The sequence below is a fragment of the Cupriavidus sp. MPR-AND1C genome (assembly GCF_058809705.1).
This window is the reverse complement of the sequence record NZ_JBXASU010000069.1, coordinates 21,111-39,665: the sequence shown is the minus strand read 5'-3', so window position 1 is coordinate 39,665 and position 18,555 is coordinate 21,111. Positions and strand designations below refer to the sequence as shown.

Annotated in this window: 15 protein-coding genes and 1 pseudogene; 8 read left to right on the top strand and 8 right to left on the bottom strand. The window is 62.0% G+C overall.

Annotated features, from left to right (window positions below; genetic code table 11):
• On the top strand, positions 1-1,293 hold a 1,293-nt coding region (locus AC1RWI_RS28165; RefSeq protein WP_492869956.1), incomplete at its 5' end, for an amidohydrolase.
• A 222-nt stretch (positions 1,294-1,515) separates the two neighbouring features.
• Here AC1RWI_RS28165 and AC1RWI_RS28160 read toward each other — a convergent pair.
• The 5 genes from AC1RWI_RS28160 to AC1RWI_RS28140 form a co-directional block, all read right to left on the bottom strand.
• The gene (locus AC1RWI_RS28160) at positions 1,516-2,784 is read right to left on the bottom strand and encodes an NAD(P)/FAD-dependent oxidoreductase (RefSeq protein ID WP_492869955.1); all 1,269 of its coding nucleotides are present in this window, start codon (positions 2,782-2,784) and stop codon (positions 1,516-1,518) included.
• A gap of 154 nt (positions 2,785-2,938) precedes the next feature.
• Positions 2,939-4,234: an NAD(P)/FAD-dependent oxidoreductase gene (locus AC1RWI_RS28155; protein ID WP_492869954.1), complete on the bottom strand. Its 1,296-nt coding sequence runs from the start codon at positions 4,232-4,234 to the stop codon at positions 2,939-2,941.
• A gap of 4 nt (positions 4,235-4,238) precedes the next feature.
• Entirely contained in the window at positions 4,239-4,970 is a 732-nt protein-coding gene (locus AC1RWI_RS28150) for an amino acid ABC transporter ATP-binding protein (protein WP_492869953.1), read from the bottom strand.
• On the bottom strand, positions 4,967-5,626 hold the full coding sequence (locus AC1RWI_RS28145; RefSeq protein ID WP_043345391.1) for an amino acid ABC transporter permease: 660 nt from the start codon (positions 5,624-5,626) through the stop codon (positions 4,967-4,969). Before AC1RWI_RS28145 ends, AC1RWI_RS28150 begins: the two co-directional genes overlap by 4 nt.
• A gap of 79 nt (positions 5,627-5,705) precedes the next feature.
• A complete protein-coding gene (locus tag AC1RWI_RS28140; RefSeq protein WP_043345390.1) occupies positions 5,706-6,461 on the bottom strand; it encodes a substrate-binding periplasmic protein in 756 nt (251 codons plus the stop codon).
• Between the two features lie 334 nt (positions 6,462-6,795).
• On the opposite strand from AC1RWI_RS28140, the gene AC1RWI_RS28135 reads away from it, so the two are divergent.
• From AC1RWI_RS28135 to AC1RWI_RS28105, 7 genes and pseudogenes are all read left to right on the top strand, one after another.
• On the top strand, positions 6,796-7,638 hold the full coding sequence (locus AC1RWI_RS28135) for an IclR family transcriptional regulator (protein ID WP_052494515.1): 843 nt from the start codon (positions 6,796-6,798) through the stop codon (positions 7,636-7,638).
• Positions 7,639-8,658: 1,020 nt separating this feature from the next.
• On the top strand, positions 8,659-10,383 hold the full coding sequence (locus tag AC1RWI_RS28130) for a methyl-accepting chemotaxis protein (protein WP_492869952.1): 1,725 nt from the start codon (positions 8,659-8,661) through the stop codon (positions 10,381-10,383).
• Between the two features lie 178 nt (positions 10,384-10,561).
• Positions 10,562-10,850, top strand: a pseudogene (locus AC1RWI_RS28125) (transposase); the annotation flags it as partial.
• A gap of 364 nt (positions 10,851-11,214) precedes the next feature.
• The gene (locus AC1RWI_RS28120; protein ID WP_492869951.1) at positions 11,215-11,937 is read left to right on the top strand and encodes a hypothetical protein; all 723 of its coding nucleotides are present in this window, start codon (positions 11,215-11,217) and stop codon (positions 11,935-11,937) included.
• Between the two features lie 219 nt (positions 11,938-12,156).
• Positions 12,157-12,288, top strand: coding sequence for a hypothetical protein (locus AC1RWI_RS28115; RefSeq protein WP_492869950.1), 132 nt, complete (start codon positions 12,157-12,159; stop codon positions 12,286-12,288).
• Between the two features lie 363 nt (positions 12,289-12,651).
• The gene (locus AC1RWI_RS28110; RefSeq protein ID WP_492869949.1) at positions 12,652-13,545 is read left to right on the top strand and encodes a transporter substrate-binding domain-containing protein; all 894 of its coding nucleotides are present in this window, start codon (positions 12,652-12,654) and stop codon (positions 13,543-13,545) included.
• Positions 13,546-13,628: 83 nt separating this feature from the next.
• A complete protein-coding gene (locus AC1RWI_RS28105; protein WP_492869948.1) occupies positions 13,629-14,429 on the top strand; it encodes a CHAD domain-containing protein in 801 nt (266 codons plus the stop codon).
• A gap of 736 nt (positions 14,430-15,165) precedes the next feature.
• Here AC1RWI_RS28105 and AC1RWI_RS28100 read toward each other — a convergent pair.
• The 3 genes from AC1RWI_RS28100 to AC1RWI_RS28090 are packed head-to-tail and all read right to left on the bottom strand — an operon-like array spanning position 15,166 to position 18,533.
• Positions 15,166-15,372, bottom strand: a complete 207-nt coding sequence (locus AC1RWI_RS28100; protein WP_492869947.1) for a hypothetical protein — start codon at positions 15,370-15,372, stop codon at positions 15,166-15,168.
• On the bottom strand, positions 15,362-16,345 hold the full coding sequence (locus AC1RWI_RS28095; protein ID WP_492869946.1) for an FAD:protein FMN transferase: 984 nt from the start codon (positions 16,343-16,345) through the stop codon (positions 15,362-15,364). Before AC1RWI_RS28095 ends, AC1RWI_RS28100 begins: the two co-directional genes overlap by 11 nt.
• Complete coding sequence (locus AC1RWI_RS28090) at positions 16,326-18,533, bottom strand: PepSY domain-containing protein (RefSeq protein ID WP_492869945.1); 2,208 nt, start codon at positions 18,531-18,533, stop codon at positions 16,326-16,328. Before AC1RWI_RS28090 ends, AC1RWI_RS28095 begins: the two co-directional genes overlap by 20 nt.
• Positions 18,534-18,555 lie beyond the last annotated feature (22 nt).

Below are 18,555 nucleotides of genomic sequence, written 5' to 3'. Positions count from 1 at the left end.
GCCCCCGCCGCCGCGCAGGCGCAAGCCACCGGCAGCGAAAGCCTGCAGGCGCAGATCGAGACCCGCGCCAAGGCCGTCGAAGCGCAGCTGATCGCCTGGCGCCGCGACATCCACCAGCATCCCGAACTTGGCAACTACGAAGTCCGCACCGCCAGGCTGGTGGCGGACCATCTGCGCAAGCTCGGCATGGAAGTCACGACGGGAGTCGCCAAGACCGGCGTGGTGGGCGTGCTCAAGGGCGGCAAGCCGGGCCCCGTGGTGGCGCTGCGCGCGGACATGGATGCGATCCCGGTGAAGGAACGCGTGGACGTGCCCTTCGCCTCCAAGGCCACGGGGCAATACCTCGGCAAGGAAGTGGACGTAATGCACGCCTGCGGGCACGACACCCACGTCGCCATCCTGATGGCCACGGCCGAGGTGCTGGCCGGCATGAAGGACCAGTTGCCCGGCACGGTCAAGTTCATCTTCCAGCCGGCCGAGGAAAGCCCGGCGGATTTCGAGCCCAACGGCAGCAATATGTGGGGTGCCAAGCAAATGGTGGCTGAGGGCGTGCTGGACAATCCCAAGGTGGATGCCATCTTTGGCCTGCACGTCACCAGCAACATCGAATCCGGCAAGCTCGGCTGGCGCAGCGGCCCCGCCATGGCCGCCGCGGACCAGTTCTGGATCGACGTCAAAGGCCGCCAGACCCACGGCGCCCGGCCCTGGGGCGGCATCGACCCGATCGTGGTGGCCTCGCAGATCGTGCTCGGCCTGCAGACCATCCAGAGCCGCCAGGTCGACGCCATGCTGGAGCCTTCGGTGATCACCGTTGGCACCATCCACGGCGGCAACCGCATGAACATCGTGCCTGAAAAGGTCGAGATGATGGGCACCATCCGCACCTACGACCAAGGCATGAAGAAAGACATCCACGCCCGCATGAAACGGACCACCGAAGCCATCGCCGCCAGCGCCGGCGCCGAGGCGGATTTCAAGGTGCTGGAGCTATACGACGCCACCATCAACCAACCGGCGCTGACCGAGAAAATGGCGCCCACGCTCAAGCGCGTGGCGGGCGACGGAAACTGGATGATCACGCCGAAGGCTACGGCTTCCGAGGACTTCTCGTTCTATCAGGCGAAGGTGCCGGGGTTGTTTTTTAACCTGGGCGTTACGCCCAAGGGGACGGATGTGAACAAGGCGCCTTCGAATCATTCGCCGGAGTTTTATGTGGATGAGGCCGCGTTGGTGAATGGGGTCAGGGCATTGGCTGGTCTGACGGTCGACTATATGACGATGGCGCAGCGATAAGGGAGGATTGCCGGGCAGACGATGGTCGGAAGTGATCTCGTCTGCCTGGAGAGCTGTTTGGGGCCATGATGGGTTTCGGGCCAGAAGCAGTCGCCGGAGGCTGAGGTAGGCGCCTTCTTTGACGCAACGGCGAACTCACATTGGATGGTATTTTCCCCAGCCAAAATGATCGTTGTACTTTTGGCAAGCCTCTTCAGGCAAAAGGCGTCGTCTGGCGTCCCGTTACACCCGAAATCGCGAGAGCCTGAAGGCGTGGTGACCGACCGTGGGCGCGATGCCTTGCACCAGCTGGGCCAGCAACTCGCCGGCAGCGGGGCCAATGCCAAAGCCGTGGCCGCTGAACCCCGTGCCAATGAAGAACCCGGGAAGGGAGTCCACCGCCGAGATGACTGGCAGGGCGTCGGGGGTGACATCCATCATGCCGCCCCAGGCCTGGACCACCTGTGCGCCTGCGAAGACGGGGAACGCCCGCTGCAGTTGACGGAGCGCGGCGAATACGGAGTGGGTGTTGGGTCCGGGGTCGAGCGTACGGTTTTTTTCGAACGGCGTGGGCCTGTCGAGCGGAAAACGCGTGGGGGTGAACAGTTCTTCAAAGAATCGCCGCCCGAAGCGGATGTTGAGATTCTGCCGTTGCGCCATCCAGGCGGGGAAGAAATGGCGCAGCAGGCGAATGCTGTCGGGCGTCACGTCGGCCACCGAGGCGGCGAGCTTCGATACCGTGTAGCCGCCGTCCGCACGGGGTCGGCAGGTGAATTCCTTGCCGTTGACCGCCAGGTCCAGGCCGCAGGGAAAGGAAGTTGTGCGCAACGCCGACCCATGCACCTTGAGCTGCGGCAGAAAGATGCCCGTATTGCCGCACAGCAGGCGGCTCCAGGCGCCGCCGGCCAGTACGACGCGGTCCGCCGCCACCCTGCCGAATTCCGTGATGACGCCCGCGGTGCGGCCACTTGCCGTGTCAAGGCCGCGCACGGCGCACTGTTCAAAGATCTGGCAGCCGGCGGCGCGCGCCAGCTGCGCGATACCCGCGGTCGCCAAGTGGGGCTCGGCCACGCCATCCTCGGCGCTATGCAGTGCACTTGTCCACGGGCGCGTGGATGGCTCGGCCAGGATCTGGCGTACGGCCTCTCCGGTGAGCAAGTGCGCGCCTGTCGGGTGCTCGCGGGCCGAGTCGAGCCACGTCTGGAGTCCGGCCTGGTCGGTCGCGTTTTCGCCCAGGTAGGCCAGGCCGATCTGCCGGTAACCGACGTTCACCTGTTGCTGGATCTCGCGCCAGAGGCTGTTGGCGCGGTGGGCCAACGGCAGCTCTGCCGGGTCACGGCCAATGCTGCGAATCCAGCCCCAGTTGCGCGACGATTGCTCGCCGGCCAGGACGCCTTTTTCAAAGACGGCGACACGCTGACCGGCCCGGCTCAGTGCCCAGGCGGTGCTGATGCCGATGATGCCGCCGCCGATGATGGCAACGTCGACTTGCTGCGGAAGTGAGGAGGACATGATGCAGGCGCTGGAAGATGGGGGGAAGGAGCGGAGCGATCAGGCAGGCAAATTCCCGCCGCGGGCTCCGTGCTCCGGACTGTTCTCGTGCTATGTGGTTTGTTGCGTCAGGGTCAGGGGCTGCCCCGCCTGCGCGTCTTGCGGCCCAGGCCTGTCAGCCGGGGTGGCCCATCGCGTCGCGCAGCCGGTACCACTGCAGCGCCGCCATCGCGCTGACCTGGCGCACTGGGTACAGCGGCAGCCGCTTGACGGGCGTGACGGGATAGTCCAACGCCGCCGCGGGCATGCCGCGCACGGCTTCGCCCAACACGCGTCCCAGGACCGTCCCCATCGCCACGCCCCGGCCGCAGTAGCCGTACGCGGCCCACAGGCCATCGGCCAGTTCGTGCAAATGTGGGAGATCATCGATGGTCATGCCCACGCGGCATGCCCAGCCGTGGGTGAATGCCACGTCGTTCAGTTCCGGAAAGCGCTGACAGGCCGCGAGGCGTAGTTGCTCGCGCGTGGCGGGGTCGAGGTTGTCGCTGTCGCGGCCCCGGCCGCCGATCACGAACCGGCCCTCGGGGTCGAGGCGACAGTAGTAGGTGATCTTGCGCGTCTCCGAGATGCCGGCGCGCAGCGGCAGCAGGCGCTGCTGCAATTCCGGTGGCAGCGGATCAGTGGCGATTTGTGCGCTGGAAACGTTTACGTACGACTGCGCGACCTCGGGGACCAAGCGGTCGGTATAGGCATCGGTGGCCAGGATGACCTTCCTTGCTTGCACCGCATGACCGTTCACCTGCAACTTGAATCTCCCCGGCGAGGTGGAAATCGATTGAACGGGCGAATACTCGTGCAGCGTGCCGCCGAGATCGGTTACCGCCCTTGCCAGGCCGCGCGCATAGGCCAGGGGCTGCACGGCGCCCGCGCTCTTCTCGAGCAAGCCCGAGGGCCAGTAATCGGAGCCCGTGGCGGCGCGCATCTCATCGCGGTCAAGGTAGGTCGTGTTGCCGCCCTGGCCATTGATTTCATGCGCCCGCTGACGCAGATAGCCGCTTGACGCCTGGGAGTAGGCACCCTGCAGCCAGCCATTGCGCGTCGGCTGGCAGCGGATCTGGTAACGCTCCACGAGCGCAAACAATTCGTCGGCACTGCCGTAGGCGAGGCGCATCATGCGTCGGGCCGTATCGTCTCCGAAGCGCCTGGTCAGCGCCGACGGCGGCGGCTTGACGCCGGGCACGACCTGACCGCCGTTGCGACCCGAAGCGCGGTGGCCGATTTCAAAGGCCTCGAACAATGCGGTGTGCACGCCGGCTTGTGCCAGATGCAGAGCCGCCGATAATCCCGTGAAGCCGCCACCGACGATGGCAACGTCAACCTGGAGGGGGCCGCGCACCGCCTCGGAAGCGGTGCGCGGCAACGCGGTGGCAGCCCAGAGCGATGTGGAGGGCGTAGAGAGTCGGCTGCACATGGCGTTACCCGGTATGCGTGACACGGCGCAGGAAGTCTTGCATGCGTTCATTGCTTGGCTGGGTCAAGACCTGTGCGGAGGGACCTTGCTCGGCAATGCGGCCGCCGTCGAGGAACAGCACCCGGTTTGATACCTCGCGAGCGAATTTCATCTCGTGCGTCACGATGACCATCGTCATGCCTTTCTCTGCCAGCTTGCGCATCACGCCAAGCACTTCGCCAACCAGCTCCGGGTCGAGCGCCGAGGTGGGCTCGTCGAACAGGATGGCATCCGGGCGCATGGCGAGAGCCCGGGCAATCGCCACGCGCTGCTGCTGCCCACCCGATAGCTGGGTTGGGTAATGCGCCATCTTCTCTGCAAGGCCGACCGAGGCGAGGATCTCGGCCGCCCTCTCCTTCGCCTCGGCGACGCTTTCCTTCTTGACGTGAACCGGGCCTTCCATCACGTTTTCCAACGCCGTGCGGTGCGGGAAGAGGTTGAAGCGCTGGAACACCATCGACACGCGCTGGCGAATCTGCCGGATCCCGGGCGAAGCCGCGTTGACGCGCTCGCCATCGATGGTGATGCTGCCGCCCTGGTACTGTTCGAGGCCGTTGATACAGCGCAGCATGGTTGATTTACCCGATCCCGACGGACCGATCAGGCAGACAACCTCTCCTTGCCGGATCTCCGCGTCGATGTTCGACAGCACCCGGTGCGCCCCGTAGGACTTGCTCAACTGCTCCATCTTGATCATTTGCGGCTCCCCAGGCTGCGCTCCAGCTTGCCCACGCCATACATCATGGGAAGGCTCATCACGAGATAGACCAGGGCCACCAGCGTGAAGATAGTGGCGCTCTTGAACGTGGCGGCAGCGATCAGCTTGCTTTGCATGGACAGTTCGACGACGGTGATCACCGCGGTCTGGGACGAGTCCTTGAGCATCATCACAAGGTTGTTGCCATAAGGAGGCAGCGCGATCTTGATCGCTTGCGGAAGGATGACGCGGCGCATCAACAAGGCGCGCGACATGCCCAGCGATTGCGCGGCCTCGTACTGGCCAACGTCCACGGCGTCGATGCCCGCGCGAAACACCTCGGCCATGTATGAGGAATAAGCAATGCCCAGCCCCAGCGCGCCGGCCTGGAATGCATTCAGGCTGACGCCGAGTTCGGGCAACACGAAGTACATGTAGAACAGCACGACGATGATCGGAACGCCCCGGATCATGTTGGTGAGAATACGGCTGGCATGGGACAGCGGGCCGATGCCCGAAACGCGCAGCAAGGCCCAGAACAGGCCCAGGAAGGTGGCGATGAGCAGCGCCGCGATGGTGATGGCGAGGGTCGTCAAGACCCCCTGCATCAGCACGGGAAGGTACTCAGCCGCATCGCTGAAAAATGTGTCGAACATAGGTGAGCCTTGGCAGGTCGGACAGGGGCTGCATGGCCCCGACTCTCACGTCGGCGTGCCATGCAGAGGCTGAGGGGCATTACTGCGGCACGCCCCATTTCTTCAGGATGTCCGCCAGCTCGCCGTTTTGCTTGATCTTGGCAACGGCGGCATTGACCCTGGCCAGCATCTCGGTATCGCCCTTGCGCACGGCCAGGGCGATGTCGGTGGCTAGCAGGCTTTGGTAGGTGTCGACAAGGCGCACCTGCTTCGAGGCGGACGTGCGCACCTGGTAGGCGACGACCGGGCCATCGCCAAAACCCGCGTCCACGCGGCCCAGGCCGATATCACGCACAAGGTCGGCCATGGTGTCGTACATCTTCAGTTCCTTGAAGCCCTGGACGGCCTTGAGCGGCTCCACATAGGACGTGCCCATCTGTACACCGACGACCTTGCCCTTGAGGTCGTCGTAATTGCGATAGGCCTTGGTGTCATTGATGGGCACCAGCAGCGCCTCCTTGTACGTCAGGACGGTCTCCGAGAAGTCCACGGCGACGGCGCGCGCGGGAGTCTTGGCGAAGGCCGACGAGATCATGTCGATCTTCCTGGTTTGGAGCGACGGGATCAGGGTGGCAAACGGGATTCCGGAGATCTCGGGTGTGACGCCTAGTTCCTTGCTGACCGCACGGGCCACGTCGATCATCACGCCCTCCAGTGCGTTCGTTTTCACATTGAGGAAGTTGAAGGGCACGGCGGTAGGCGTCGCGCCGATCTTGATGACCGGTTGCTGCGCGTAGGCCGACACAAGGGCGAAGGACAGAGCGGCGGCAAGCGATTTCAGAGCAATCTTCAGCATGGGAGCTTTCAGTTGTTGATCCGGCGCCGCACCTGAGTGACGAAGCTGGATGCCTTGTGGAAAGACCGATTGATCGGGTAATATCGTATCGCTAAACAATACGCAGAATTGATTAGCGATTCGTTGAGGTAAGAATACTGCAAACCACCGACGCTGGATCAGCTCTTTCGCCCCTAATTTCCTAGGGATTTCCCTCGGTTAGGCTCGCTCTGAGCGAATTTTCGGCTGCCGGTGACGAATGTCTTCCCGTATTTCTATACAGTAGACACCTATCTGTTATCGATTGATCTTCTGTCTTGCCACACCGATGTGATGTGGCTATGGATTTGCCCTCATGACCCCCGTGAACCCGGAATCGTCCACCCTGTATGTGCAGTCGCTGGCCACTGGCGTGCAGGTGTTAAGAGCGTTCAATACGCAACGCGCATCGATGAGCCTGCCGGAGATCGCCTCCGCCGTCGGAATCTCCAAGAGCGCGGCGCAGCGCTTTGCCTTCACGCTGGAAGCGCTGGGGATGCTCAAGAAAGACCCGCAGTCGAAGCGATATTCCCTTTCCTCGGCCAACCTGGAATCGGGCTATCAGTATCTGCAGTGCCACCCGTTGCTCGAGCGCGCGAATCCCTATCTGCTGGATCTGAACCAGCGCACCGGGGAAACGGTGAACCTGGCCGAACCCGCGGATGACTGCATGGTGTACATCGGGCGATTTTCCAGCCTGGCGCGGCTGATCGCGCATGTGCCGATCGGGCAGCGCATTCCGATGTTCTGCGCCTCCACGGGGCGCGCGTATTTGTCCGGGCTGTCGGACGATGCAGCACGCGAGATCCTGGAGCGCAGCGATCGGGTTCGCTACACGCCGCAGACGGTGACGGATGTGGATGCGCTGCTGGCGCTCGTTCAGCAGGCACGCGAGGACGGATTCGCTTGCTGCAATGACCAGTTCTATCGCGGCGATCTGGCCCTGGCGGTGCCAATATGGGACGCGGCGGGCAACGTCGTTGCCGGGCTCAACCTGTCCGTGTCTTCCTCGACATTCACCGTCAAGCGTGCCATCAGCAAGTTCGTGCCGCTGATGCTGGAAACGGCACGCCTGATTTCCACGACGCCGCCCAACCCGGCGGCGCAGCGGCCGTTTCGCACGGAACTGCGGGTGTCGAAGAGCGAGGGCGGGGTTTGATCAATCCACCTATAAGGAGCCTCGCCTTTTAACAAGATCGGTTTGTCGTGGGTTTCGAGGTGTGGGGAGCGTTTACTTGAGGTGGAGGGACGAGCTGGCATGAAGCGGCGGCATGATTGACGGTTGCCAGGCCGTTTTTTTGATCTTGTTGTGTCCTCACGCCGCCCCCCCCTGTTGAAGAACGTCTTTGAGGCTCGGGCGATTGCTGTGAACAGACTGACACAGGAATCGCCGTAGGCCCTCAGGTACGCGTGGTGTCGGTCATTTGATCGTAATGGCTAATCTATCCGGCACAATGCTCGTTCTTGACAAGCACCCTATGTTAGACATTTCCACATCATCCCGCCGGCGTTGTGAGTGTTTAGCGTGCGGGTGTCATGACTCATGGCGTGGCCAACGCCGGTTTGACCGTTGAGATGTCCTTCCTTGGTGCAGAGGCTGGAGGGGTGGCCACGCAGTTTAATTTTCGAGATCGTCAAGGGGTTTGCCGTGGACGTGGCCTGAACTGGCTCAGTGGACGGGATACCCGCACCTGACGCGTTCTGCGTTGCAGAGTTGCGGAACCTAGAGCGCTGCTTGGCCCTTCTCGGCCATCTTCGGCCATCTTCGGCCGTTGGCGCACGCTCTCGCGGCGAGGGTCGAACGTCGGCTCCGCCTAGGAGACGGTCATTCCGCCCCGGAAGACGAATGCTGCTTCATCGGCTAAACGTTCGATTGTTCGCACCTCGGCGCTTCGGAACGCATTGAGTCCTTGACTGTCGGTCGACTTTCGTCGAATCGCATAGTGCATGATCGCGCCCACAAACTGTGCCGCTAGACGAACAGTCTTTCCACCATACGACATTAAGGTTATTTCCGCTGCGTCGATATTGATCAACGCAGGCTAACGCGTGTGCAGAAGGCTATCGAAGATTCCGTCGAAACAGACCGAAACATAGTCGACAGGGAAAGCAGCCAGGCTTCGCCACATGTCATGCGCGCGGGTTGCGTTCCTTCAAACAAGCAAGCAAGAGAACCGGCATGAATGTCAACGACATGAAAATTTCTACCCGCCTGACGCTCGGGTTTGGCGTCTTGGTCCTATTGATCGCGCTTATGGGGGGCATGTCGCTGGTTGAGGTCACCTCGGTGGAGAATGAGTTCTCCGTCGTCATGAAAGATCGCTACCCGAAGATCGCTGCGGCCACCAAGATCAAGGAAGACATGAACCTGATCGCGCGCAAGTCGCGCAATGCGCTAATCATGAGCGAGCCGGCCGAAATCAACGGCGAGCTCGATTCCGCGGAATCTCTCCGCAAGGCAGTCGGTGAGCAATGGAAGGAACTTCAGGCGCATATCCAGACAGAAAAGGGCAAGGCGCTCCTGCCCAAGATCAACGAGTCGCGTGCCAAGTTTGTGGCGCTCCAGACCCGTTTTATCGATCTGGCTAGAGCCGGCAATATGGACGCGGCGAAGAGCCTGCTCTTGGGCGAACTCCGACCCGCGCAGTTGGACTATTTTTCGCATACCGACGATCTCATCAAGTACCTTAACACCTTGATGGATGAATCCGCCCAGCGGGCATCGCTGGCCGTCGACGGACTGAAGGCGGTCATTTGGGCGACGGGCACCGTCGCGCTGGTAGTCGCCTTGCTGATGGGTCTGTGGATCATCCGTGCCATCACGGTGCCCCTCAACAAGGCGGTCGAGATATCGCGCGCGGTCGCGTCTGGCGACCTCAGCGCCACCTTTGACGCGGAGGGCAAGAGCGAGACCGCGCAACTGCTCCTCGCTCTCAAACACATGCAAGCCAGTCTCATCAAGGTCGTGTCCAACGTACGCCGCGGCGCCGAAGCGGTGGCCACCGCAAGCGCGCAGATCGCGCAGGGCAATATTGAGCTATCGAGCCGCACGGAAGAGCAGGCCAGCGCATTGGAAGAAACTGCCTCCTCGATGGAGCAGCTCAGTTCCACTGTCAAGCAGAATGCCGACAACGCCAAGCAAGCCAACCAGTTGGCAGTCGGCGCCAGCGACGTGGCCGTGCGGGGTGGCAACGCAGTGGGGCTTGTGGTGGACACCATGAAAGGCATCAACGACAGCGCCCGGCAGATCTCCGACATCATTGGCGTGATCGACAGCATCGCCTTTCAGACCAATATCCTGGCGCTCAACGCTGCGGTGGAGGCCGCCCGCGCGGGCGACCAGGGCCGCGGCTTCGCCGTGGTGGCCGGCGAGGTCCGCGGCCTCGCGCAGCGCAGCGCCGGGGCGGCCAAGGAGATTAAGTCGCTCATCAATGCCAGCGTCGAGCGCGTCCAGCAAGGCACCACCCTGGTGGACCAGGCCGGCGCAACGATGAGTGAGGTCGTCACGTCGATCCGGCGCGTCAACGACATCATGGGCGAGATCAGTGCGGCCAGCGCCGAGCAGAGTGCTGGCGTCACGCAGGTCGGCGAAGCCGTGAGTCAGATGGACCAGGCCACGCAGCAGAACTCCGCGCTGGTAGAAGAGAGTGCAGCGGCCGCCGAAAGCCTGCGCGACGACGCTCAGCGGTTGGTGCAGACAGTGGCGTTGTTCAAGCTCCCGAACGATACGGGCAGTGCGCGGCCGCTGTCGGCGACAGCAACCAGTCAGGCTGTAGGCAGCACCTCCGCGGCAACCCGGAGCGTGGCTTTGCCCAGGGCCAAGACCGTCGAGGTGACAGCACCGCTCTCCATTACGGCCGACGCCACGCCGCGCACCGGTGTCGACGACTGGCAGTCTTTCTGAGTACTCGCCGCCCTTGCGCCCTCCGAACGGCTGGAGAGGCCGTTTCGCCCATTCGAGGGAGACAAGCGCAGCGCGGCTGCGAGGGAAATCGGTTGCAAGCAGCGAACCCCGATAAAGATCTTGCCCTCGAAGCGTGGAGTTCTTAGCCAATGTTCAAATACGAGCAAGGAGCCAAGACATGGCAGGCAAGCAAACGCGAGCGACATACATGCAGGAATACAAACTGGAGGCGGTTCGCCAGGTGAGGGCCAGCCAATCGATAGCGGTCACGGCGAAGGTTCTCGGCATTCCCAAGGGTAGCCTTTGGGCATGGATGCGTCAGAGTGAGAAGGGAGAAGGGAGAAGGGAGAAGGGAGAAGGGAAAACTGGCGGCGGGGACGACCGGCACGCCTGAGCAGATGGAGTTGGCTCGGCTGCGGGCGGAGAATGCGCGCCTGAGAATGGAGCGCGATATCGCAAGAAAAGCGAGCGTACTTTGCAATCGGTCATTGACGGCCTGCCGGTCGGACCGATGATCCAGCCAGGCAAGTCATGGGTCGATCTCATCGAGTAATTCGTCCAGAACGCCGAGTTTGACAAGCGTCAAGTCTCCCCTGATGGAACCGGCTAGGCTGAATAGGGGAATAAATTCGCCACTGCACGGGCACGAGCGATATCTCTCCGTAAATCAGTTGCCACGCGGGCGCGCCGGCTCTTCCATCAGGCCAGCGATGAACAAGATGAACAAGGTGGCGTTGGGGGCTCCGAGGGATCCGGTCATGACTTTCACCGGTTCGAAACTCTGGAGTATATCCAAGATCGACAGATCGACGAACAACTGGAGTCAACATCATGAAAGGCGCATTTGAGCTATTTTGTATCGTCAGCATTGCCAGCCTCAGCTTGTTTGCCCCTGAGTGCCAAGCACAGGAAACCGTTGGACGGGCTGCAAAACCCGCAACTCCCCAGACCATGCGCGGAGTTGACCTACTCAGCAGCGAGGAGAAGGCGGATTTCTGCGCCCGCATGCGCGCCGCCGCGACTCCCGAAGAGCGCCGGGAAATCACGCGTCGCCTGCATGATCTCGTGCATACACGCGCCGATCAACACGGCGTCGTGCTTCGTCACGAGCGCGGGGGCGGACAGCGCATGTACGGCGGCGGTCGGAGCACCGCAAGCCTGGACTGCGGCCCCATGATGGGCCGTAGTGCCGACACTGATCAACCAGCAGCCGGCGGGCTGCCGCCGCAGAAACAGGCGAGCGGCGTGGCCTACCTTAGTGGTGGCATTGGCGAGGATGAAGCCGCCGCCTTCCGGGCTGCTGCGCCAGCTTATAGTCTGCGCCTTACCTTTACCGGCAAGCGAGGCGAATTTCTGGCCGACGTTGACACTCGGATCTACAAGCCGGATGGCAAACAGATCTTTCGGGCGATATCCGACGGGCCCTTTATGTACATCAAACTTCCAGCTGGAAAGTATCGTGTGGTTGCTACTGCAAACGGAATCGAGCGTAAGACGGAGGTTACGATTCCATCGAAGGGAGGTGTCGCCCAGCACTTGAATTGGCCTTCCTGAAACAGTTGGAGTCTAGGACTTGCGTCGTCCCGTCTTCGTTGTGGCATTAAGGACATGGCGGTAGTCCGAACTGAGCACAAAGGAACAGGAGGCAAGCTATGTTGGCAACCTTACTCTCGTTGGCCTTTTTCGTTTCTGTTCTGACTACAGCAATTTCGATTGATTCGTATGAACAGAGCGCGAGATCCTGTTGAGTTTACGAGCGTCGCATATGGCCTGGTGACCGCCGAACTCACCGCCGTGGTCGAACCGTTCGTCGAGGGCTACAAAAACGGGGAAGGCTGCGATGTGTTCCTAATGGACGAACGGAAGGAGACCAAGGAGTCACAAGCACATGAAATGCCGGTTTAACACGACCTGAACATCATGCCGGGACACAATCACCACTGACGTGATGGAAAAGCAAATGCACGTCAAGATGCTAAAGATTACCCGCAACTGAACTGCTGCTGATGCTGTCAATCGCTGGCGGGCAAGTTTTTGCCCTCGTGTAGCAAGAACCACTGACAAAGGAGGCGGCCCCCAAGTCAGGGCGTCTTGAAGCTTGAACCTGCAGGTACCGCATAAGGCACAAACATCAACCAACGGCGCCGTCCCCGTTCGTCGCGCGTTGACATTGGTCAACCACGCGACCGCGGTGGCATCTACAGTCGTATTAGCATGCCGGCGACCAGATTGGCCGCCCCTTCGGACGCTTGAATGGAGAACATAAAAATGAAAAGCATTCCCGTAGTCGCCACTATGCTGATCGCTGCCGGACTGCCGCTCGGTGCCTCGGATCTCTATGCTCAAACCCTGGAAAAGATCGCGTCAAGCGACACGATCACGGTCTCCTATCGGGAGGCCGCGGTGCCGTTCAGCTATCTGCTGGCACCACACAAGGCAGTCGGATTCTCGGTCGATCTGACAGAAGCGATCGTTGACGAAGTGCGCGGCCGGCTGAAGAAGCCACACCTTAAGGTCGACTACGTCCCGGTGACCGGGCAAAACCGAATCCCCATGCTGGTAAGCGGCGCCTATGATCTGGAGTGCGGATCCACCACCAACACCAGTGCCCGCGGCAAAGAGGTGGAGTTTTTGATCAACGTCTTCTACGCCGGCACGCGCCTGCTGACCAAGAAGAGCTCCGGCATTAGGAACTACTCCGATCTTACGAAGAAGACGGTGGCCAGTACGGCCGGCAGCACCAACGAGAAACTGCTGAACAAATTCAGCGCCGACCACAATCTGGATATCCAATTCGTATCCGGCAAGGACTATGCGGATGCCATGCAACTGGTATTGAACGACCGCGCCGTGGCGCTTGCCCTCGACGACGTGCTGCTGTTTGGCCTGCGAGCCAACTCTGGAAATCCTTCCGCACTCGAGATCGTAGGCGATACCCTTCAAGTTGAGCCGTATGCCTGCATGGTTCGCAAGGACGACACCGAGTTCAAGAAGTTGGTGGACGGCACCATCACACGGTTGATGAAGTCGGGGGAGTTCGCGCGGCTGTACAAGAAATGGTTTGAATCGCCTATCCCTCCCGCCGGCGCGAATTTGAACATGCCGATGAGCGACGCATTACGCGCCAATATCAAGGCGCGCAGCGATAAGCCTGCACAATAAGTCCCGATAGGCGAGGGACGAAGATGAGCGACTTTCCCAGGTTACACCCCGGGACCCCTGCTCTCGCCGTGCTACCTCGCCTAATGTCGCTCGATGCGGCGATAGTGGAGCGCTACACCGCGCTCTACCTCGAGAGCCATGACCCAGAGGTTGGGCATCAGATGCGGGTAGCCCTCCGTAGGCTGCGGGCACTGTTCTGGGCATATCAATCTTTGCTGCCGGCTGGACTTGCGAAGCGGTGGCGCAAGCAACTTGGGGCGTTGGCCGGTCAGGTCGCCAATGCGCGAAACTGGGAGGTCATCGTTAGCGAGTTCTTGCGCGCCGCGGTGCCGCCGACGTATCCCGCCGCACTGGTCCTTCTAGAGATTCTGGATGATCTCACGCATCGGGCTCGCGCCGAGAGCCGCACGGCACTCACCGTTCCGAGTCAAAACGATCTGATTCCCGGCATTAGGGCGGCTGCCGCCGTACTCGCAGGCGGTCAGCTAGAGGGAACGATGGTCATCGGGGATCTCGCACGTGCGCGCGTGAAAGTGGCTTCCATTCGATTGGGACGGCGCTTGAAGCGAGCGAGGAAGGGCAAACTGGACGACGTTCAGCAGGTCCGCCATGAGATCAGGCGCTTGCGTTATCTAATCGAGTATTTCGCACCGGTGCTCAGAGGCACGGACCGCGAGCGCGCAGTGCACTTGGCCGAGGCGCAGGCGGTCCTTCGAGAGTTGAACGACGTCCTCGTTGGTGCAGCTTACGTCTCGACACTGCCGAAGCGCACAGATTGCGCGGGCGCTCACGCGTTGCTCATGCAGTGGATGAAAAAGGAGCGGCGAGTACGGAGACGCAAGGCAGTAAGGGCGCTGCGCGCCCTGGGCCATCCAAAGCGTTAGCCACGGCGAAGCCGCCTATCCTCACATTACTACGGCGGCTTATGTTCCCATGGCGAAGGCAGAAACGCTCTTACGCGCCCGAGTGAGCGTGCGACGGTGGGAAGAAACGCCTATCAGATTTTGGGCAGATCCCGCACATTGCTGATTTGTGGCAGGACCTTTTGTTCTCATGCCCTACTCAGGAGAGGATGACCATGTGTCGTGGTACTCGCGCCGGGGCGCAATGCAGGTAGTAGTCATGCACCGCGCGGCGGCTCAGTTCAGCGGCACGGACAGCTCGTACTTGTGCAAAGTAGCCAGTCATCTTCCATGGCCCGCCTACCGGCTTCATCATCTCTGGCACAAGCGTAGGGAATGCTCCGCTGCTCCATGATCCGCACGCGGTCTTCCCCAGGTTCCGTCTGTGTCGCGCAACCCACTGCCACCAGCGCGGCCAACAGCGACGACATCGCGATGCCAAGGCTTTTGAAATCGGCATTTACCTGTCCCCATTGGATTTCGACAGCGGCCCCGATTACCGGTCACGATAGGGGCCGACTGCGTAAGTCCGTCACCATCGGACCGATCGCGCTCCTGCGGCACTGGACGACCCGTCCTGGCAACGACTTGATCTGAGACGGAACTCAGGATGGCGCCTCTAACACCTCCGCCCCGGTTTGGGTCCGCGTCTAGGAATTCAAGTTCCTTTTTCGATCAGCTTCAAGGCTAGCCGCCTGGGTAATTTCGATGAGGTCGCTCAAGCGCTTTCTTCGACAGCGTTTGCAAGAATCCCGTGTTCCAGTTCCGCCGCCTGCTCTGCGCCGCGTGCAAGGTGAGCCGAGACGTCGAGCCAGGTCTGGATGACGTCTGCAACCGGAATGCCGTCACGGAAGACATCGCCGCGCTGGGCGTATGGCAACAGCGCATACCGGCAGCAAAAACTGGCCAGGATCCTAGCGCGCATTGGCAAAGTAGCCGGTCCCGATCGTGCGCAGCGCATCGCCGTCGCGTACGACGAAGAGTGCGTCGAGGCGCCTGCGCTGAGCATAATCTCGCCCCGCCTGCGCGCCGAGCACCAGCAAGGCTGTCGCGTAGGCGTCCGCGTCCGCGCATGTCGGTGCAATGACCGTCACCGACGCAACGGAACTGCGCAGTGGCGCGCCGGTTCGGGGATCCATTGTGTGCGAGATACGCACACCGTCGATGTCAGCCCAGTGGCGGTAGTCGCCAGACGTCGCGATAGCGGCGTTGCTCAGTTCGATCACGCCCATTGCGGCGTGCCGCTCGTAATCCGGGGCCTCAAGCGCAATCGCCCACGGCGACCCATCCGGCTTGCTTCCGCACGCGCGCATTTCACCGTCGATGCCGACAAGCCATGAGTCGATCTCGTGCTCGCTTAACACGCGTGCAAGTTCGTCGACGCCGAACCCCTTTGCAATACCACACAGATCCAGCGCAACGGGTCCCCGCTTGCGCACCCGGCACCGTTGCACATCCACGTCAATCAGTTCGCTCACAGACGGGCATGGGCTTGCCTTGAACGTGTGCACCGCGCCTGGGCGAGGTGCACGCTGCTCGCCCGATGGCCCAAAACCCCACAAACCGACAAGCCCGCCGACGCCGATGTTGAAGGCGTTGTGCGTATCGTTGCCGATCTCCATCGCACGTGCGAGCAAAGCCGCGAGATTCCTGGACACCGGCACCCAGCAGTCCAGCTCGGCACGATTCAACCGTGACAAGTCGGAGCTTTCCTTCCAGTTCGACATCTGCTCGTCAACCGAGCCAAGCGCCGCAGCAAGCCGCGCCGCCAGTTCCTTTTCGTCCGCCTTCGGCGACGTATGGAAGGCCGCCGTGTAGCGGGTTCCCATCGTCGCACCGCTCACGCGCCAAAGCTTGAATTGCGTGTCTGGCAACGCCTCAATAGACATCTTCGACATAGCGTCCCTGCGCTCTCAGTTGTGCGACGGACAAGCCGGTATCCGTCAGAATACGTTCCCACGCCTGCGCGACACCCTCCGCCATCCTGCGGCCGCCGCACACCATGATTTGCGCGCCGTGCGTAACCAGGGTGCGCAAGCTCTGTGTATCCGCGAGAAGGCGCTCCTGCACATAGCTCCGGCTTCCGGAACGTGAGAAGGCAGTCGTGAGTGCCTGCAGCCGCCGGTCGGCTACGAGGTGCTTGAGCTCGTCGCGGTACAGGAAGCCATCGTCAGCATTGCGCGCACCGAAATACAGGTGCATGGGACGGCGGGCCGCATTGTGCCGGATGAAACCGATCAGCGGACCAATCCCGGTACCGGCCCCGATCAGGATCACGGGCGCGCTACCGGCACCCGGCCGAAAGCACGCGTGCGGCCGCATGAATGCCTCAATCGTGTCGTCGGGCCGCAGGCCTGTGAGATACCCGGAGCACACGCCGTTCAGATGACGCCGCACGCAGATCTCGACCAGGCCGTCCGCCGTCGCGCTCGCGAGCGAGTAGTACCGGGGCGAGGTGGCGCCCGGCGGCACGACGCCGAGCAGATCCCCCGTCTCGAACCGAGGCAGCCGTGGCCGTCGCAGGGTGGCCCAGAATCTTGCCCCCTCGGCAGGCATGAAACGCAGCACTGAAGTCCTGTCCTCCGGATCCGCACCATAGTCATCACGTGAGACGAGCTTGAGCGGTATCGTGGGCGGCAGCAATGGTGTGTAGCGGATATCCAGCGACACGCCGAGCCTTTCGGCTAGCCCCGTGCACCACTGCCGGAATTCGGGTTCAGATTGCCGGTCAACCGTGCCCGGCTCGGTCAGTGCTTCCAGCCCCCTGGCGGTCAGCGCGTCATGAACCGTTCGCGCATAGCCGCAAAAATGAGGAAACTGGCGGTCGCCGAAGCCCAAGACCCCGAACGCCACCCCGCCAGGGATCGTCAGGCGTCCGAGCTTCGGCAGGAATCGTATGGCGCTCTCCGGTGCATCGCCGTCACCGTAGGTCGCAGTCAGGACTAGCAGATGCCGCAGGCTGCGGCCGGCTGCAAAATCGTTCATCGGCGCAACATGCACGCGAAGGCCAGCCTGGGTCAGCGCTGCATGCAGTGCCGAAGCAAAGCCCCACGTGCTATTGCCCTCGGTGCCCACCAGCAACACAGTATCCGCGTCGCGTGCCGGCACGTTGCGGGCGAGCTTCGGCATGGCCCGTCGACGACGCAGCCACAGCAGCAGGCCGGTTGCGGCCAGCAACGGCACCGACGCCGACGATGCGCCGAGAATCAGACCAAGCCACCATAGTCCTTCGCCCGTGTGCAGCATGCGGACAACCCCGTGCACACGTTGCCAGGCGTCGGCGGGCTGAAAGGCAAGCCATCTGCCTAACGATGGATCGACATAACCGGCTCCATCCGTCGTATTCACTTCGATGATGCTGCTCGGGTCGGCGGCGTTGGCAAACGTCAACTGACGCAGGCTGGAGACATCTATTGCCAGTGCGGGCATCTGCCGCAGTGGCATCGGGGGCGTGGTGATTGCCGAAACGCTGAGGACGGGCTGCTGCGCGCCGCCTTCCGGGATCGCGCCGAACGTCGTCAACGACATGAGGACTCCGGTCATCGCGGACAGCGTGAGGCCGGCAAGCGCGGCTCGTGCAGTTTCGTTATGCAAACGCTGCAACCCATCACCCCGGATCGGGGCCAGGATATGCGTCCACCCGCCCATCCGGCGGGCGAGCAATACAAGCCCGGAGAACGCCGCGAATAGCATGAAAGCTGCAGTTGCACCGGTGGCGATCCGGCCAGCGTCACCGAGAAAGAGCTTGCGGTGCAGGTTCCTCAGCCAACGCTCGACAGGCGAGGGTCGATAATCGCCGACAGCCTTGCCGCTAGCGGGATCAATGATCGATGCACGCTGTTCGCCGCCGGCCCGGTAGTACGCGATGATCGCCCCTGACGGCCGGCGTATGAGTGTTTCGACATCGGGCACCGAGGTGCTCACGCGGCTGGCGAGCGTTGCAACGCTGAGCGGAGCCTGGCCTGGGCGGACGGCACTTGCGTGCTCAAGTGCCGGATTCACAGATAGCGCCACGCCTGTCAAGGCGACGATCGTCATCAGCAATGCGGCGACGAGACCGGGGATTGAATGGAGCTTACGTAACATCGGGCACCTCCTCGTCGAGCCC

Excerpts from the sequence above, each read along its gene's own strand:
- AC1RWI_RS28130 (WP_492869952.1), top strand. The coding sequence starts at position 8,659 with ATGAATGTCAACGACATGAAAATTTCTACCCGCCTGACGCTCGGGTTT.
- AC1RWI_RS28140 (WP_043345390.1), bottom strand. The coding sequence starts at position 6,461 with ATGCTGAAGATTGCTCTGAAATCGCTTGCCGCCGCTCTGTCCTTCGCC.
- AC1RWI_RS28105 (WP_492869948.1), top strand. The coding sequence starts at position 13,629 with ATGTCGCTCGATGCGGCGATAGTGGAGCGCTACACCGCGCTCTACCTC.
- AC1RWI_RS28100 (WP_492869947.1), bottom strand. The coding sequence starts at position 15,372 with ATGCGCGCTAGGATCCTGGCCAGTTTTTGCTGCCGGTATGCGCTGTTG.
- AC1RWI_RS28095 (WP_492869946.1), bottom strand. The coding sequence starts at position 16,345 with ATGTCGAAGATGTCTATTGAGGCGTTGCCAGACACGCAATTCAAGCTT.
- AC1RWI_RS28150 (WP_492869953.1), bottom strand. The coding sequence starts at position 4,970 with ATGATCAAGATGGAGCAGTTGAGCAAGTCCTACGGGGCGCACCGGGTG.
- AC1RWI_RS28090 (WP_492869945.1), bottom strand. The coding sequence starts at position 18,533 with ATGTTACGTAAGCTCCATTCAATCCCCGGTCTCGTCGCCGCATTGCTG.
- AC1RWI_RS28155 (WP_492869954.1), bottom strand. The coding sequence starts at position 4,234 with ATGTGCAGCCGACTCTCTACGCCCTCCACATCGCTCTGGGCTGCCACC.
- AC1RWI_RS28135 (WP_052494515.1), top strand. The coding sequence starts at position 6,796 with ATGACCCCCGTGAACCCGGAATCGTCCACCCTGTATGTGCAGTCGCTG.
- AC1RWI_RS28145 (WP_043345391.1), bottom strand. The coding sequence starts at position 5,626 with ATGTTCGACACATTTTTCAGCGATGCGGCTGAGTACCTTCCCGTGCTG.
- AC1RWI_RS28160 (WP_492869955.1), bottom strand. The coding sequence starts at position 2,784 with ATGTCCTCCTCACTTCCGCAGCAAGTCGACGTTGCCATCATCGGCGGC.
- AC1RWI_RS28110 (WP_492869949.1), top strand. The coding sequence starts at position 12,652 with ATGAAAAGCATTCCCGTAGTCGCCACTATGCTGATCGCTGCCGGACTG.
- AC1RWI_RS28120 (WP_492869951.1), top strand. The coding sequence starts at position 11,215 with ATGAAAGGCGCATTTGAGCTATTTTGTATCGTCAGCATTGCCAGCCTC.